This is a genomic window from Nostoc sp. FACHB-888 (assembly GCF_014696655.1).
Classification (GTDB): Bacteria; Cyanobacteriota; Cyanobacteriia; order Cyanobacteriales; family Nostocaceae; genus Nostoc.
The window spans coordinates 1-16,974 of sequence record NZ_JACJQM010000102.1; the positions used below are offsets into that span (position 1 = coordinate 1).

Genomic DNA, 16,974 nt, shown 5'->3' on the forward strand with positions numbered 1-16,974 from the left:
ACGAACCCTGGTTAATGCCACTGCCAAACTCAATCTCTGCTTCATCAGGCTAATGATTAAGAGGCTTGCAGTACCTTCTTAGATGTCAAATGGGTTCTATATGTCTTTAAGTGATTATCTGTTCGCATTACTTACTTGTGATGGTGGGGAGAAGTTTGCAGGCCAGATGCTACCGATTCGAGTTCCATAGCTTGCCCCATCGCTCACTTCACCGAGGAAAAAGCGGTCGGTGCCAGCAACTCGTTGCTGATGTTCTGCACAAGTTGACCATCTTTCTCAGTCTCGGTGCTGATCGCGATCCATTCGGGGTCGGCGAGGAATGCGTTCCAGCGCTCTTGGCGTTCAGCCATGCTGTCCCAGGTAAGCATGTAGGTGAGGCGTTGATTGCTCTCGCCGATTAACGTTGTCCAGAATCCGGCTTGGCGGATGCCATGCTTTTCCCAAATCTGTAACGTATGGTTCTGGAAGCGCGACAGCAGCGCGGGTAGTCGTCCGGGCATGGCGTGATAAATGCGTAATTCGTAAATCATGCCTGTGTTCCTTTAAAGGTTAAGCGGTTGAGAGCATCAAAGTCATTCTTCTTGGCGCAAGGTGGTGTCAGTGACCCGCACTCTGTCCACCATCGACATGAAGGATTTCACCCGTCACAAAGTTGGCTGATTCGAGGTAGAAGATTGCATCAACGATGTCAGAGATTTCACCCATACGATCGATTGGATGCATGGCAGCGAGCTGTGCATGGGTCTCGGCAGGGTGCATTGGCGTCTTGATGTTACCTAGCGCGATCGCGTTCACCCGGATACCGCGCTTGGCATACTCGATCGCCAGCGATCTGGTCGCGGCATTCAGTCCGCCTTTAGTGAGTGATGCAAGTACAGATGGTACGCCAGCGATCGGGTTGTCAACCAAGCTCGTCGATATCTGCACAACATGACCGCTGCCCTGCTTCTCCATCTGGGCGATCGCGAGTTGCGTCATGTGAAAAAAGCCAGTGACGTTGGTGCCCACATATACTTCGTAGTCAGCCTCGGTGTATTGGGTAAATGGCTTGGCGATGAAGATGCCAGCGTTGTTGATGAGCGTGTCGATGCGCCCGAAGCGGGACACGCCTTCGGAAATTGCACGCTCGGCGGTTTTTCGATCAGCGATGTCGCCGGGTACTGTGAGAATTGCATCATCGTTCGATGGCTCGATCGAGCGCGAGGTGGCGACTACCCGATAGTTGCGATCGCGGTATGCCTTGACAAGGGCTGCGCCGATGCCCTGCGATGCGCCAGTAATAACAGCAACTTTCTGTTCAATGCCCATAGTAAAACTCCTTTATGCTTTTGAGGGGTTAGTAAAACGAGGGACGAATCTATTGAATGGCACAGTGCAAAGTCTGTTTTCAGTCATAGAACTTATGTGTTGACAAAAATGCAAGTATGCAATATGAGCTATAGAGTTGTGGTTCTATTACTTGCCAGAGTCTGTTTTTACGGTGGCTTGCAGCTGATGTTCGAGATGTAGAATTTCCGCTGCCCGCTCCCCGATGATCACGCAGGGAGCCATCGTGTTACCAGTCGTTATTCGCGGCAGAATTGATCCATCAGCAATCCGGAGATTGTCGATTCCATACACTCTCAGGTTGCTATCCACCACCGACATAGAATCTCGACCCATCTTCGCGGTGCAGGTTTCGTGCCAGAAACTCGTCGCAGCATCTCGAATAAAGCGTTCGAGTTCGGCCCCTTTCAAATTACCTGGCATCACTTCGCGCTTGACAAACGGACGAAGGGGAGCGGAGTTACCGACTTCGCGGCAGAGTTCTACGCAGGCGATCGCGGTTTTGAGATCATCCGGCTCAGACAGCGTGTTTGCATCGATCAGAATTGGGTCGGATGGATCGGCTCCCGTCAGGCGCAGACGGCCTCGGCTTTTGGGGTGCACGAGCGCTCCAAATAACGTCCAGCCTGCATCAGGCAGCCCAAACCGGACGGCATTCTCGGCACTGGATTTTGGCACCTCGGCTTGACAAACAAATAAGTCTGGACTGTCAAGCTCGGGCTGGCTCGTCGAGAAAAAGATTGCCTCAGACAAGTTATTTCTTGGTGCGAGAGCGTTTTGATATTCCCAGACACAATCAAATGCAACGTGGTCTTGAAAATTTTGCCCCACACCGGGAAGGTGCTGCACAACAGGAATTCCAAATCGCCGCAACTCGGCTTCATCGCCGATACCGGATTGCATTAGCACTTTTGGCGTATGGATTGCACCGAGCGACAGCACGACTTCGACTGCCGCACCAATGCGATAGATCGCGCCCCGATAAGCGATCTCCACGCCAGTGACCCGCTTGCCCTGGAACGTCAACCGTGTGACCAGCGCATGACTGAGAACCGTCAGGTTTGGCCGATCCATATAGGGGAAGATGTAAGAGCGGAATATCGATTCGCGTTTGCCATTGCGGACTCGCACATCGCTGATAGAAGCGCCCTTCACTGCTTCCATCATCCGTCCGTTCGGATTTTCAAATGTAGGAATACCCGCCACCCGCGCTCCTTCAAGCGTTGCGGGTGCGATCGGGTTTGGATCTGGCGCGGGCTGGACAAATACTGGCCCTCCTGTTCCGCGATACATCGGGTCTGGCACGCCATGCCAATCTTCCAGGCGACGATAAATCTTCAAGACGGATTCATAATTCCAGGCTGGATCGTTGGCAACGGATGCGAAGAAATCCCAATCATGCTTGTGTCCGCGTGCCCAAACCATGACGTTGATGCTCGATCCACCGCCAAGTACCTTGCCCATAGAGAACGGAATCGAACGACCGTTCACATGTCGATTCGGCTGGCCTGGGAAGCTCCAGTCGCGATCGCTTCCAAGGTTCATTGGCCATTGATTTGCTTCCATGACACTTGGCAGATCATCAGTGCCTCCAGCTTCAAGCAGCAGAACGCTGACATCTGGATTCTCGGCCAGCCTGCGGGCAACCACCGAGCCAGAAGATCCAGATCCGCAAACAATAAAATCGTACTGGTGCCTTAGCTGGGAGGTGAGCTTGTGCTGGTTACTGCGGACACGCTCGGCGAAAATATCGCGACCATCAGCGCCACGTTGATAGTTGTCACGTTCATCTTCGAAGGACTCGTTCTCAAAGTTCGTTTTCATTGTGCCTACCTCGCTTTCAAAATCGAATTAGCTCGGGTTGCTTCTTTCCGTCACATCTGCACGATAGGCAACGGCTTTTGGATCTTCTTCCAGTTTCATCACAATCTCCAAAGGAGATAATGTGTGAATTGCAGGTCAGGCGATGGTCGAAGCTGCTACGCGGTGGTTATGGTCAGTACTGGTAGCGACTGGCAGCCATGCTTCAATTTCTTGTGCCATTTTCGCGGCGTTGTTCTGGTACATTGCGATCGTGTCCTTCCCGACGGGCAAATGCAGTGGCGGGCGTTCTGTATTGGCGAGTCGAATAATCACCTGAGCAAACTTTTTCGGATCACCGGGCTGCTGCCCATGTAGCGCATCGGCTCCGCTCCGCATCGGCCCTACCGTTTCCTGGTAATCGTCGATGATGGTCTTAGCGGTAACATAAGATTCAGCGCTCAGGAAGTCGGTACTAAAAAGACCAGGAGCTACTGCCGTGACGTGGATGCCGAGCGGTGCTAGTTCGACTGCTAACCCTTTTGAGAGACCTTCGACGGCAAATTTAGTGGACCCGTACAATCCCCAGCCCGGAACTGTATCGTAGCCGAACAGCGAGGTGATATTGATCACCCGCCCGGATTTTTGCTGGCGCAGGTACGGCAACACCGCACGAGTCACGTTCAATAACCCAAACACGTTGGTATCATACTGTTTACGAACTTCGGCATCCGTGGCTTCTTCGATCGCAGTAACCATGCCAAACCCGGCATTATTGACTAAGACATCAACCCGGCCGAAACGGGTAACGCTTTGCTTAACAGCCTCTTGTACCTGGTCTTCCTGGGTGACATCCATCTGCACAACGTACAGATCCGGGTGGTCGTGCAGGGTAGCGGCAAGTTGTGCGGGTTGACTGCGAACCGTTGCTATTACCTGGTCGCCTGCTGCCAGGGCTGCTTTGGCAATTTCTAACCCAAAGCCTCTGGAAGCTCCGGTAATGAACCACACTTTCTGCGTTTTCATCTTGTTCTCCTTTAGGTTGGTGAAGCTCAATGCCCACCTCGATTAACTTCATTCTTCTGCGATCGCCCAATATACACCACTCAAGTTCTTTGAGTTAAAACGCGACTTAATCATTTGGATTGGAGGAAAACAGCAGGAAGGGAGCTTGTTAGACCTGATATGCTTGGCTGTTAGCTGCGTGATGAAGTAATTCTGGATTTTCCTGCTCACGAACATAACGTTGAGTGATATTGGCAACAGTGATGTTGTTATCATCCCAACTCACCAGCTCTTGAGTGTCTCCGGCTCTAAGTTCGGTAGTGTCGATACATCAAAATTTTTGTAGGCAATTTTACGTCTTACTTGTCGTCCGCTCTGGTCAGGTTCTCTTCATTGGTATCGACAACAAAGACGGCTAGCATACGCATGGGTTGAGTATCACTGGCATTTGCGCTGACACGATGATGATCGCCAGGCACTTCAAAAAAATTCTCACCAGCGTGATACACCTGCTCCGGCTTATCATTGATTTTGCTACGAATCGCACCTTCAAGTACGGTTGCATAGACAAAAGCCGAGGCTGCATGGATATGTGCGGGTGTGGAGCCACCTGGTGCATATTCGACCAGCAAGCCTTTGATACTCTTTCCAGGCACATTGGGAAGGGCGCGATCAAAAACCAGCGTTACCTTAGACAGATCATTAGACGTATCAGCAGATAAATCATTGGCTGAAGCTGCGAATACGGGGAGAGTTGCGAATATGGAGAGTGTTATGAATATGGAGAGAGTCATGAATGCAACTCGTGAGAAAAATCTAGTAAACACTTCCGTTCTCCTTACGTGAATACAAACTGGCAGATATAAATCCGTATCATGTGCCCTCATGCTGAATCAAGCCGATCGCGGATTAGACATATGTAGGTTGAGTTGAGCTTTGCAAAACTCAGTAGTTATGGGATGTTGAATTTTGTGTCTTCAACTCAACCGATGTCAGCATTAAATTCTCATTGCTGATCTTTAAGCGATCGAGCGGTTGAGCCAGTCCTCAAAACGGGTCGAGCCGATGAGTGAGTTGCCCTGCGGAACAAGCTGATCGTTCAACGCTGCACCAAAGTAACGGGCGTGGCTGTCTACAACTACCTGACGTGAGTCGTGAGTTGCACTCAGGAATTGGCGGATGATTTCCTCGAAACGGAACCGATCTGGGCCAGCTAAATCGATAATGCCGTTTACTGGCGCTCTCAGTATGATATCGACCAGCGTGTCAACAACGTCATCTGACCAGATGGGCTGGATAAAGGCAGGGGGCAAGTGAACCGTTTGCCCATCCGTGGGGAATTGAGCGATGATCGTCTCAATGAACTCAAAGAACTGCGTAGCGCGGACGATTGTATAGGGTATCGCTGCGGACTGGATCAACTTTTCCTGAGCGACTTTCGCACGCATATAGCCGCTATCAGGGATGCGATCGGCACCGACGATTGATACCACAACGTGATGAGCCACACCCGCGTCTGCTTCCGCCGCCAGCAGGTTTCGGGATGACTTCTCGAAGAACTCCAACACGGCCGCATCTTCAAAGGAGGGTGAATTTGTCACATCGACAACAACTTGAGCGCCCACTAACACCTCAGCCAGTCCCTCACCTGTAACAGCATTGACACCTGAAGAAGGGGACGCTGCCACCGTCTCATGTCCGCGCTCACGTAGCCTGCTGACAAGCTTCTTACCGATCAGTCCATTGCCACCTATGACAACAATTTTCATGACAAAACCTCTGATAATTTAAAGAACAGGGTTGTTGAGTTTTGAGCCATCCGCAGTGAGTTGTGAAAACACGAGAACTTACCTTCAATTAAATGCGTAGGTCTTTGCGAATATTTTGCTCCTAGCTCAATTTCCTGCCAGTTTGGTGTGTTGGTGGCGGCACAGGCGACAAATACGATGCACCTCTAATTGAATGGAATAGTGAGATGTGCGAAGCTCGTAAGCAATCAAAACTATTCCCCCAAAAAGAACGGCAACTCCACCGAGAAAGAGTATCAGTGCCATCTGTGATAGCCAACTGGCATTCGTGGCGACTGCTATGGCAATGACCAGCATATCCAGCATAAAGACTAGGATGGAAGTATAAGTAAGAACAAGAGCATCATGCACGAAATGATGGTGCCTCAGCAAATCCCTCAGCAGGGATTCAAGTTCTTGTACCCTCTGAGCTTTGTTTTGATTGTGAGCCAGATCGGACTCCTGCAAGTCGCTCAGTTCGTGGTTGACGGTACGTAGGCGATCGCCAAGGGAACCGTACCGGACAATCAACCCATTTACCACGATGGCACAAGCCGTGATCATAACGACAGGCACAATGATCAGGTCAATTGTCTTTGTCACTTCCTCAATTGACGACATAATGCCACGCTCTCTTAGATAAGGCGTTAACCATATCTCTATTTGATTTCGGCGGGGTCGAATTCGGTGACTCGTCCCGGACGGGCAGCCAGAAATACATCGTAGGAAGAACAATAGGCAATCGTGACATCATCAGCTTTGTTGTAAAGATGAACGACCGTGTTCGCTCCTCCAGGTTGAAGGGCAATGGGTTCCAGGTCGCCAAAAAAGAGGCGACGAATGGTATCACCGCTGCCCAATTCATCCCTTAATTTCCGTAACAGAGCCAGTTTTCCTTCCAGGGTTGGAGGGGTTGGATCAGCAGGATGCTTTGCTTGAGTCATAATTGTTCTCCAATGTTGCTAAAATTACTGGTCAAACTTTTTCATACCCAGACGCAGTCAAGTTGCGATGAAACCATGCTGCTCAGGCAAGTAACAGGTTTCCTTTTAACCAAAAGCCACGGTGGTGTGAACCTGGCAAGCCGCACCTTTACCGTCTAGATCACTGAATGTTGCAATGCTCTACTTTGTTTAGACAGGGAGATTGAGTTTGGCAGTCACTGTTGCGAGTTTGCTGCCAAGTTGCAGGATACTTGTCTGTTGGGCTTCATCCTTCAAATTGCCATTCTCATCAAACGCTTGATAAGCGTTCCCAATTGCCTGCTGATCTGGCAATACCAGAACTCCAATGTTGCCAAGAATGGAACGGACATGAGTTAATCCTCGTAAGCCTCCCAAATTTCCAGGGGAAGCACTCATTAACACCGCAACCTTTTCTTTGAAACACACCAATGAAGGTTCGTCCGGTTCAGGACGCGATGCCCAATCGATCGCATTTTTCAGCAGTGGGGTAATCGAACTGTTGTATTCTGGGCAGGCAATAAGGAATCCCTGATGCGCTTTCATCAGGGACTTGAGCTTGAGGGCATTCTCTGGCAGTCCCTCAGCCTCCTCCAAATCTCCATCATAGAGCGGTAAAGGCAGATCGCGAAAATCCAGGTAAGACACTTCTGCACCTACGGCTTTAGCTCCTTCAACGGCAATTTTCGCCAGTTTTTTGTTGACAGAATCTTGGCGAGCACTCCCGGCAAAAGCGAGAATTTTGGCAGTGATCATGAATTCCTCCTTTCCTTCTAGTTTTCTGATGATGAGTTTATGGTTGTTGAGTTTTAAGCCATCCGCCGTGAGTTGTGAAAACACGAGAACTTAGGGACTTCCAACTAAAAAAATATCCCATCGCATTTAGGGCAGGGGAGCAGGGGGCAGGGAGCAGGGGGAAAAATAGTAGTGTTGAGTCCAGAAATTTGGATAATTTATTTTTTGGAGTTCCCTTACCCTCGATCAGCCATGTTTTTCACTCATGGCATTGCCACAGCGGTACGCAAACCGGAACAGTCGGGAACGAGAGTGGTTAAAACCGTTGAGAGGAACTCATATTGCCTTCTCTGGTGACTGAGTTGTTCTCAACGCTAATCCACTAATCCAACATCCCAATCCATCGACAATTAACATCAGGTAAGCAGTGAGTTGGAAAAGCAAGCCCCAACCTTCAAAGGACACTTTAGAAACATGATCCGGGCTAATGACCAAGTGATGATTGTAGATTGCAGAAAGGAGTGAGCCTGCCATTGAACCCAGCAAGAGCCAGCTACCAATGCGGTAGAACGACGTCCAGAGTAAACCGGCTGCAATAATGGGAGCTAATATCACCACAACACCTACAAACAAACCCTGCAGCAGAGAAAGGGAAACTGGGATTTCGTTATGCGCGAAGCCGTGCAGTCCATGAACGATTACATGCATAACGACGATCGCTGTTCCATACTGAGCAATCTTCATCTTACTTCTCCTTTAACCTGTTAACTGGCATGAGCCGCAACGGTGTTAACCATCCATTCCAATGGTCGAGGCTGAAAATTCAGTTCGCGTTTTGCTTTGGCATTCGATGCACCTCGCATCTGAGTTTGGTAGTAAACAATGTCCGCGCCACCCTCCATTTTCAGAGCATCTTCAACCGATACTCGCGGCGGTGGGGGAGCATTCAGCGATCGAGCAAACGCAGGGAGCCATTCGCGCACTGCTAAAGGCTGATCATCGACAATCAGATAAACCCCAGGATTGCCCTGCTCAACTGCTGCAACAGTGGCGATCGCTGCATCCTCAATGTGTAACCACGACCAGACGCCATCCCCATTCCCGACGATCGGAAACTGTTGCTGCCGCACTTGTTGCCCTACATCACCATCCGGGTTGAACCAGGTGCCGGGTCCGTAGAAGAAACCATAGCGTAAGGCAATTCCTTCGAGATTGGATGTTTCCAATAAACGACGTTCAATCTCAGTCATAACGCCAGACTCTGCGGCAACGACGGGGGAAGCGTCAAGCACTAGAGGCGTTTCCTCATCTGCCAATCCAGCACCGGGAATTCCCCAGATGGCGATCGACTGTCTCAAGTAACGGCGCACTCCTGCTGCCTGTGCTGCCGCTAGCACATTGGCACCTCCTTCTAACCGAATGCGCGTATTGAGAGGCGCTGCCGCAGTCATGGATTCGCGGCTGTAAGTTCTGGGTAGGGCGGTAAGTTGTTCAATCACCACCTCCGGTTGAGCGTGGGCGATCGCTGTTTTGACTGAATCTGGGTCGAATACATCTGCGATCGCAGGCTCTATTCCCTGTTCCACTAATGACTGTGCTCTTTCTTGGGAGCGGGTCAGCGCGACAACATTGTGTCCTTTGGCAAGTAATTGGTCGAGTAGCGGGCGACCGATCGCTCCTGTTGCCCCGGCAACAAAAATCCTCATTTGTGACTCCTCTAAAACTTGTTAGCTAGTATGGCACTACATTGCGTTGATAGCGGAAGTGGTAGAGGGGTAAGGGAGTAGAGGGGATGATAAGTAACTCCTCCATTCCTCTACTTTTCCACCTATTTCCTTCATAACCTCTGTCGCGAACTTCGCTTCTGTCCTTAAGCGATCGATGTTCCATTACCGTCCGGGAAGCCGCACCCTGACCTCTTGGAGTATCCAACCATTGCCGTCAGGATCACTGAACGAGGCATAGGAAGCATAATCGCCACGCTTTGGATCGGGACCTGGTACTCGTCCCTCAGTTCCTGCATGGTGGAAGATCCTGCCGATGTCGTGGAACACCTCGCTCACCTCCACACCCCGCTCAACAAGTTCGGCACGGGCTGCTTCGATGTCGTAAACTATGAGATACAAGCCTTGAACTGAGCCTGGCTCGGCTAACGACACTCCTTTCCCAAAGATGATTGATGCTTGCGATCCAGGCGGGGTAAATTGCACGACTCGGAAACCATTCTCGCCAGGAAAGTCAGCATCGAGTCGCCATCCCAACGTTTTGTAAAAGTCTTTGGAGCGATCGACATCGGCAACGGGTATCACCACAACTTCGAGTTTCATGTCTTGACTGGTTACAGAATTGCTACTCATCTTGTTCTCCTTTAGATTGGTGGATTTGCTGTTCAGATTCGTTACTTTTCATTCTTGGGCGATCGCTCAATTTAGACCACTCAAGTTCTTTGAGTTAAAACGTGATTTAATTGTTCGGCATTGGAGGAAAGTAGCAGGAAATGAGCCGGAAGTAGTTAGATTTAATATGCTTTAGGGAAAGATCGCAAAAACGTTAGTTAATTGCTGCCACAATGGCTACTATCAATTGCTCAATAGTCCAACGCTCGCGATAACGAATCTCATTAACAAACAAAGCTGGTGCAGCTTCTACCCCACTTCGATATCCACCTTGAATGTCTGCAATGATGTGATCGACATAAACTCCTTTGGATAAGTCTTGCAAAAATCGAGGAATGTCAAGTCCCAGACGATTCGCATATTCCACAAGGTATCCGTTCTCTAACGCTTGTTGATAGATAAAGAGCATCTCATGCATCTGCCAAAACTGGCCTTGCATTGCTGCTGCTTCCGCTGCTTCTGCTGCCCGTTGAGCATGAGGATGAATCTGTTTCTGGGGAAAATGACGAAAGATAAAACACACATCATTCTCCGCCAAAGAATGACTTAACTGCTGTTGAGCGGCTTTAATCAACCGATAGGCGTTTGCACTTTGAAAACATTCATAATCTCCATACATAATGAGTACAACACTGGCACTTAGCACACCTTGAATGTGATCCTGAATTAAAGGCGGGACAAACAAGGAATGATGCTTGCGATCGTCAGCCATCTTTCAGACCTGTCAAGCAAACTTACAGCAGTTTTCATGTATTTGAACCACATCTGTCGTAGGGGCACAGCATTACTGTGCCCTTACTGCGTGGTCTATTTACCTGAAAATAGCTGTAAACCCTGCAACTAAATTGCTGTTAGCGTTTCCATGAATTCAATATAGGTAATTGACTCCTACATGTCATCCACTGAAAGTTCATAATTTAGCACAATATAAGGATGGATGAAGTAATCCATCAAAAGCAGTAGATTAACTCCGACTAAAGTCGGAATCCAAGCCTTAACTAAAGTGAAACCTATAAATTAACAAGCCCACGTTTAACAGCAACAATGACGGCTTGGGTGCGATCGCTAACTGCCAGCTTGCTCAAAATACGAGTCACATGCGATTTAACAGTGCTTTCACCAATATTTAGAGCAGTTCCAATGTCTTGATTACTCAATCCCTGCGCCATTAAACGGAGCACTTCTAGCTCTCGTTCACTGAGTACTGGGTTGTTCATCCGTTCTACCAATTTTCTTGCCACGGTCGGAGAAACATACTGCTGACCATTATGAACGATGCGGATCGCATTCAAAAGTTCATTTGGTTTTGCATCTTTAAGCAGATAGCCCTGAGCACCTGCTCGCAATCCTCGATAAATATCTTCATCGCCATCATAGGTTGTTAGCACAATAATTCGAGCTGACTTAAATTCAGCACAAATCACAGTAATGGCTTCAACCCCTGCCATTCTCGGCATTCGTAAATCCATGAGGGTGACATCAGGCTGATGTTCACGATAACGGTCGATCGCCTGTTGTCCGTCCTCTGCTTGAGCAACCACTATCATTTCTGGATCATAGTTAATGATGTTTGCCAATCCTTCTGTAACGAGGGAGTGATCATCAACAATCAGAACCCGAATTTTAGTAGATTGACTCATAATGATTTTCACTCCCGGTTGACAATAACAATAATTTCTGTACCTTGTCCAGGTTGGCTTTGAATCGCCAGGTGTGCCCCAATCTGTTCTGCTCGCTCGCTCATTCCCAACAAACCAAAGCCACTAGGTGATGAAATACTACCAAGCCCAAAGCCCTGCCCATCGTCTTTAACGCGCAAAAGACATTGAGCATCGTTGTACACTAGCTCAACCAGAATTGTATTAGCATTGGCGTACTTGATGGCGTTTGTTAAAGCTTCCTGCCCAATCCGTAGTAAGTGATTTTCCATTTCAGTTGGAAGAAAGTAAACTATACCCTTGCTTTCGTATATTAAAGTGGTCTTGGTAGTTGACCGCATTTGAGCCACAAGGTGATGTAGAGCACTCTGTAAAGTATTCTCTTCTAACAACTGGGGACGGAGCGCTACCACTGAACGACGAGCTTCAGCAAGTCCAGTTCGAGCTAATTCATCAATCTTTTCCAGCCTTTCCAGATATATCTGAGCACAGCCCGAATCATCTGTCAACATTTGTGTTACAGATCCTACATGGAGCAAAACGCCTGTAAAAGCCTGTGCTAATGTATCGTGAATTTCTCGTGCCATGCGGTTGCGCTCTTCGAGAATTGAAGCTTCTTCAGCACGTCTGCGTTCACGCAGTGCAGCGTTTCGCTGTTCGCTGATATCTGCAATCAGACCATAATATCCTTTCACTTGACCATTGTCATCGAAATCAGGGATGAGGGAATTACTGATATATTTCTTGCCAAACACACAAGGAATTTCTGCCTCATAGGTTGTGATTTGCCCTGCCAGTGCTTGATTGATGTATGGTTGTACAACTTGATAAGACGCTTCACCCAAGTTTTCGCAAACATGCTTGCCCAGAATCTCACCTGGACTACGGTGAAACCATTCCTCGTAAGTGCGGTTGGCAAACCGATAACGCTGGTTGGCATCTACATAGGTGATACAAACAGGTAGAGCGTCCGTAATCACTCGTAATTCCTGTTCTCGATGGCGTAGTTCTGCTTCGCTTTGCTGTAAAGCTGCTGTCCGTGCTGCAACCTGTTGTTCTAAGGTGCGATTATAATCAGCAAGTAGTCTCTCAGCTTTTTTGCGCTCAGTAATGTCTTGAAAGGCAACGATTCCATAAACTACATTGCCCTGTTCATCAAAGACAGGAGTGCCCCATACCTCAATTGGAATGGTTGCATTGTTCTGCCGGATATCTACATCATCAATCTTGGTACGTTCGCCGCTCAACGCCCGGATGGCTGGCAGTCTCTCTGTTGGATAGATTTGATTCGTTCCGGTCACATAGAACTGATAAACCTCAGCGATTTGATTAGGTGGTACGGAAGGATCAATCCCTCTACCCATTAGCTGGATACCCTGTTGATTGGCGTAATAAGGACGGCCTGCCGCATCGACGATGCCAATTCCGACTGGAATCGCTTCTAGAAATTGAGCCATCTGACTTTCGCTAGTGCGTAGTTTTGAGTAGAGTTTTGCATTTTCGATCGCAATTGCTGCCTGAGTAGATAGTAAACTTAGAAGTTGCGTTCGCGTAGCGTCTCCAAAGGAGACTCGCTCTGCTGTGAATGCCCTAGTTACTAATCGATTTTCCAGATACAGCACACCAACAAGTTTACTTTGATTCAACAGTGGCAAACAAAGAAGTGATTTCGTTTGGTTCTGCTGAATATATGGCTCATTGATGAAATTACCTTCACGAGTTGCATCATTTAAGATCACAGATTCATGAGTCCGAATCACATAATGAATGATGGATTCGGGTAAGCGATTTACCATTGAAATCGATTGCATTACTTGTGTAGCACAAACATTCGTACCCTCCGGGTGACGCTCGTTCCTCGCTACCGCTGACGCTAACAGCAGTTTGCTTATGCCGGGGAACCCGTCCACCGCAATTGCTTCACCATCATTGAGTTCACAAGCAGCCTCGATCACCCATTCTCCTGCGTTTTCCAAAATCAAGCATCCAGTTTGTGCGCCAGCATTCTCAATTAATATCTGCATCAAAGAATTGAGTAACTGATCCAGTTCAATTTCGCGAGAAATAGCTTGGAATGCTCTGATCACTGTTGCTAAATCGAAAGCAATATGTGAAGTGTTAGAAGTAGTTCCAGCAGCAGTGTGAACTTTTGTGAGAGCCACATTCAGCGACTGAGGAAAAAACTGTGGATAGCGAGTCTCTAAATCTTTGGCTTTTGCGGTTGCTCCCCATCGCTCATAGCAGTAATGGGCTTCCTTCATATAGAGTTGAGCAAACCTTTCTCGGCCACGAGCCAAGTAATGTTTTGCAGCTAACTCATAGCCTAAAGCTTCTTCTTGAAGGTACTCGTTTTCTTTAGCACCAAGAATTGCTTGTTCGTAAAACTCCTCTGCCTCAAAAAACTGACCAAAGACTCGTGCTTTCTCTGCCTCAACTAACTGAAATTTATGCAAAAAATTCATGGGGGCATGGTGTGCCCATTTCTGCATTTTTTCCTGGTTGGCGTTAACGCGATTCAACCAAGCTGCTTTTTCAGAGTTTGAAGCATCCGCTAACAAGCTCAGAAATATTAGAGAGTCATAGAAATGAAATATAGGTACAGAGATTATTGCTGTGGCTGCGTCTAAATACTGTTCTGCCAAAGTAGCCGTTTTTGCAGCTTGCTCATACTCGCCGAACAGATAGCATAAAATCAGCTTATTTAAGTAAAAATAGTGAATGCTAGTTCCATCCTTGACAGCGATCGCCTGTGATACTGCTTGCTCTTCGTCATAGAGACAACCCACTAAGCGACTTGGATTTTCAGATTGACCTCGCAGGTTAAGGATCGTTTGCTGCAACATTGCTAGCCAAGTAGAAACAGTCTCTCGTCTAATTTGATTGGTGGCTTTACGATAAATCGCTGTTTGTTGTTCCAGTTCTGTCAGTTCTTGTCCTGCAAAAAAGGGGCAATAACATAGGCTAAATGCACAATAACCTGCAAATTCAAACTCTCCACTTTCTATCCCGCTTTGATAAGCATCCGCTAAAGCGGGGAACGTGTCTTTAAGGTGGGTTTTCCAGTGAATGATATGAAAATTCACCATCAGCGATGCTTTACAGTTAACTCTCTTGCTACTTAATCTTTTCGCTAAATTTAAGGATAGTTTGCCAAATCGATAGCCCAGTTCAATGTCTTGTACAACTCCACATAGCATCATGCCATAGGCAGCATAACCGAGAAGCGACCAGATAGCGTTTCCATTGGCGATCGATAAATTCACCATCTTGCACACAATCAGCACCATCAGAGCGGGTGACACATTAAAAGCCGCACCCACTGTACTTACTAAAATGTGGATTGCTGCCAGTGGCAGAGGTTCAGTCATCTCTGGCAAATCAATCAAATCTTCGATTTTCCGCCCAGCGAATTGTGAAGCTGTTTCCTCTAATCCTGCTTGAACGTCTAACTGACTTGGAACTTCCACTAAACTAATTCCCAAGAGTTGCAGCACTTCCAAGCCAGTTTTAAGTGCTTCTTTAGGGTTTCCCTGCGACAGCCATGCTTGAATTCTGCTATCGTAAGCTTTCACTTTATCGAGCACTGTCTTGGCACGGTTGAACACTTCTTCTACAAGCCGCTCCATTTTGTCAAAGTGACCACTGAGGTATGCTGCCTCTGCTGCCTCTGAATGCAACACCAAAGTTAGATCATACTCACGCTGCCAACTTTCCACATCAAGGAGTTTAAGCCCTGCATTGAAATACTTGAAAGCTGCTTCATAAGCCATCGCTGCCAGCGCTTTCTGACCTGCTTGCAAATTCAGTTTGGCAATCTCATTCCGTTCAGATTGCTCAGTGATTAACTCGGTTGCATAATTCAGATGGTCAACGATTTCAAATAACCGCTCTGCTAGCTGCTGTGGCGAAGTCTTTTCGAGTAAATTGCGACCGATTTGCAGATGTACCCCAAGTTTTTGCGACTCATCGATTAGGGCATAAGCAGCTTGCTGCACGCGATCGTGCAAAAACTTATATTCTTGAACTAATAGGTTTTCGTCTAATTCAGATATAGGTTGAATTAATCCAGCTTGAATGGCTACTAGTAAATCTAGAGAAATTGCTTTAGGAGATTGTTTGCAAACGATCGCTAAGGTATTTAAATTAAATTCAGCACCGATACAAGCCGCTAACTGGAGAATTTGCTGTGTGTTTTCTGGTAATTTATTTAACTTAATGAGTAGCAAATCTACTACATTATCAGTAATATCCTGGGCTTGAATATCAGCAATGTTCCATTGCCAGCATAAGTGTTGTGCATCAAATGTCAGCAGATTTTCGCTATGCAGCATTCTCAAAAATTCACCGACAAAGAAAGGATTGCCCTCGGTTTTACGCAGTACTAACTGAGCTAACGAACAAACGGTGTCTGCATTCTGATGTAGCGTCTCGGCAATCAACTGACTCAATGAACCCAGGGTTAATGGTGCTAAGATAATTTCCTGAAGCATTGCCCCTTGTTTTCGCAATCTTTCTAGCGTTAACATCAACGGATGCGTTGGGTTAACTTCATTATCTCGATAGGCTCCAATTAAAAATAGGAATTGGGTTTGTTCATCAAGCAACATCAGCTCAATTAACTTCAGCGTTGCTGAGTCTATCCATTGCAAATCATCTAAAAAGATAACAAGCGGGTGTGATGAACAAAACACCCGCACAAACTTCTGAAAAATTAGATTGAAGCGATTTTGAGCTTCAGTTGCTCCAACTTCTGATACAGGCGGCTGCTTGCCGATAATTAATTCAACTTCCGGGATGATATCAATGATAATTTTTCCGTTGCTTCCCAAAGCCGTTAGCAAGCGTGATCGCCATTGTTGCACTTGCTCGTCTGGTTCACTGAGCAATTGTTGTACCAATTTTTGCAGGGCATCTGCGATCGCGCTGTAGGGAATATTGCGCCCAAATTGGTCAAACTTACCAGAGACAAAATAGCCGTGTTTTGCAGTGATGGGCTTGTAGAGTTCTTGTACTAACGCTGATTTGCCAACCCCAGCATAGCCAGATACCAACATCATCTCAACAAGGAATTGAGAATTTTCTTGATTCTTCACTCTCAATTCTTCATTCCCCGTTTCTGCTACTCTGTCAAACGCTGCTAATAATGCTTTAATCTCTGCTTCGCGTCCATACAATTTTTGGGGAATTTGAAACCGATCCGAAATGTCTTGAAGACCGAGTTGAATGCCATCGATTTTATCGGTTTGTGCGAACTGGTGAAGACCAATTTCTAAATCTGCTTTGATGCCCCAGGCACTCTGATAAC

15 protein-coding genes are annotated in these 16,974 nt (G+C 47.4%); all 15 read right to left on the reverse strand.

The features are described from left to right. Positions 1-203 precede the first annotated feature (203 nt). A complete protein-coding gene (locus tag H6G26_RS31010) occupies positions 204-530 on the reverse strand; it encodes an NIPSNAP family protein (protein WP_190734397.1) in 327 nt (108 codons plus the stop codon). Between the two features lie 67 nt (positions 531-597). Beyond that, positions 598-1,308 (reverse strand): SDR family oxidoreductase, encoded by a 711-nt coding sequence (locus H6G26_RS31015; protein WP_190734399.1) that lies wholly within the window; start codon positions 1,306-1,308, stop codon positions 598-600. 147 nt (positions 1,309-1,455) lie between these two features. Then, positions 1,456-3,150, reverse strand: coding sequence for a GMC family oxidoreductase N-terminal domain-containing protein (locus H6G26_RS31020; RefSeq protein WP_190734401.1), 1,695 nt, complete (start codon positions 3,148-3,150; stop codon positions 1,456-1,458). Between the two features lie 135 nt (positions 3,151-3,285). Beyond that, positions 3,286-4,152: an oxidoreductase gene (locus H6G26_RS31025; RefSeq protein WP_190734403.1), complete on the reverse strand. Its 867-nt coding sequence runs from the start codon at positions 4,150-4,152 to the stop codon at positions 3,286-3,288. Positions 4,153-4,490: 338 nt separating this feature from the next. Then, the gene (locus H6G26_RS31030) at positions 4,491-4,925 is read right to left on the reverse strand and encodes a cupin domain-containing protein (RefSeq protein ID WP_242053980.1); all 435 of its coding nucleotides are present in this window, start codon (positions 4,923-4,925) and stop codon (positions 4,491-4,493) included. A gap of 225 nt (positions 4,926-5,150) precedes the next feature. After that, on the reverse strand, positions 5,151-5,900 hold the full coding sequence (locus tag H6G26_RS31035) for an SDR family oxidoreductase (protein WP_190734407.1): 750 nt from the start codon (positions 5,898-5,900) through the stop codon (positions 5,151-5,153). A 126-nt stretch (positions 5,901-6,026) separates the two neighbouring features. Then, a complete protein-coding gene (locus H6G26_RS31040) occupies positions 6,027-6,539 on the reverse strand; it encodes a DUF2721 domain-containing protein (RefSeq protein WP_190734410.1) in 513 nt (170 codons plus the stop codon). A gap of 38 nt (positions 6,540-6,577) precedes the next feature. After that, positions 6,578-6,862, reverse strand: a complete 285-nt coding sequence (locus tag H6G26_RS31045; RefSeq protein WP_190734412.1) for a hypothetical protein — start codon at positions 6,860-6,862, stop codon at positions 6,578-6,580. A gap of 189 nt (positions 6,863-7,051) precedes the next feature. Then, a complete protein-coding gene (locus H6G26_RS31050; RefSeq protein ID WP_347242530.1) occupies positions 7,052-7,720 on the reverse strand; it encodes an NAD(P)H-dependent oxidoreductase in 669 nt (222 codons plus the stop codon). Between the two features lie 231 nt (positions 7,721-7,951). Continuing rightward, positions 7,952-8,359 carry a hypothetical protein gene (locus tag H6G26_RS31055; RefSeq protein WP_190734414.1) on the reverse strand — a complete coding sequence of 136 codons (408 nt, stop codon included), beginning with the start codon at positions 8,357-8,359 and terminating at the stop codon, positions 7,952-7,954. A gap of 20 nt (positions 8,360-8,379) precedes the next feature. Next, on the reverse strand, positions 8,380-9,321 hold the full coding sequence (locus tag H6G26_RS31060; protein WP_190734416.1) for an NAD(P)-dependent oxidoreductase: 942 nt from the start codon (positions 9,319-9,321) through the stop codon (positions 8,380-8,382). A gap of 183 nt (positions 9,322-9,504) precedes the next feature. Further along, complete coding sequence (locus H6G26_RS31065; protein WP_190734418.1) at positions 9,505-9,972, reverse strand: VOC family protein; 468 nt, start codon at positions 9,970-9,972, stop codon at positions 9,505-9,507. A gap of 193 nt (positions 9,973-10,165) precedes the next feature. After that, the gene (locus H6G26_RS31070) at positions 10,166-10,723 is read right to left on the reverse strand and encodes a thioredoxin domain-containing protein (RefSeq protein ID WP_190734420.1); all 558 of its coding nucleotides are present in this window, start codon (positions 10,721-10,723) and stop codon (positions 10,166-10,168) included. A gap of 298 nt (positions 10,724-11,021) precedes the next feature. Beyond that, positions 11,022-11,651 (reverse strand): response regulator transcription factor, encoded by a 630-nt coding sequence (locus H6G26_RS31075; protein ID WP_190734422.1) that lies wholly within the window; start codon positions 11,649-11,651, stop codon positions 11,022-11,024. A gap of 8 nt (positions 11,652-11,659) precedes the next feature. Next, the coding region (locus H6G26_RS31080) for an AAA family ATPase (protein ID WP_190734424.1) at positions 11,660-16,974 on the reverse strand (5,315 nt) is incomplete at its 5' end.

Excerpts from the sequence above, each read along its gene's own strand:
- H6G26_RS31055 (WP_190734414.1), bottom strand. The coding sequence starts at position 8,359 with ATGAAGATTGCTCAGTATGGAACAGCGATCGTCGTTATGCATGTAATC.
- H6G26_RS31070 (WP_190734420.1), bottom strand. The coding sequence starts at position 10,723 with ATGGCTGACGATCGCAAGCATCATTCCTTGTTTGTCCCGCCTTTAATT.
- H6G26_RS31030 (WP_242053980.1), bottom strand. The coding sequence starts at position 4,925 with ATGACTCTCTCCATATTCATAACACTCTCCATATTCGCAACTCTCCCC.
- H6G26_RS31035 (WP_190734407.1), bottom strand. The coding sequence starts at position 5,900 with ATGAAAATTGTTGTCATAGGTGGCAATGGACTGATCGGTAAGAAGCTT.
- H6G26_RS31045 (WP_190734412.1), bottom strand. The coding sequence starts at position 6,862 with ATGACTCAAGCAAAGCATCCTGCTGATCCAACCCCTCCAACCCTGGAA.
- H6G26_RS31075 (WP_190734422.1), bottom strand. The coding sequence starts at position 11,651 with ATGAGTCAATCTACTAAAATTCGGGTTCTGATTGTTGATGATCACTCC.
- H6G26_RS31020 (WP_190734401.1), bottom strand. The coding sequence starts at position 3,150 with ATGAAAACGAACTTTGAGAACGAGTCCTTCGAAGATGAACGTGACAAC.
- H6G26_RS31025 (WP_190734403.1), bottom strand. The coding sequence starts at position 4,152 with ATGAAAACGCAGAAAGTGTGGTTCATTACCGGAGCTTCCAGAGGCTTT.
- H6G26_RS31065 (WP_190734418.1), bottom strand. The coding sequence starts at position 9,972 with ATGAGTAGCAATTCTGTAACCAGTCAAGACATGAAACTCGAAGTTGTG.
- H6G26_RS31060 (WP_190734416.1), bottom strand. The coding sequence starts at position 9,321 with ATGAGGATTTTTGTTGCCGGGGCAACAGGAGCGATCGGTCGCCCGCTA.
- H6G26_RS31040 (WP_190734410.1), bottom strand. The coding sequence starts at position 6,539 with ATGTCGTCAATTGAGGAAGTGACAAAGACAATTGACCTGATCATTGTG.
- H6G26_RS31010 (WP_190734397.1), bottom strand. The coding sequence starts at position 530 with ATGATTTACGAATTACGCATTTATCACGCCATGCCCGGACGACTACCC.
- H6G26_RS31015 (WP_190734399.1), bottom strand. The coding sequence starts at position 1,308 with ATGGGCATTGAACAGAAAGTTGCTGTTATTACTGGCGCATCGCAGGGC.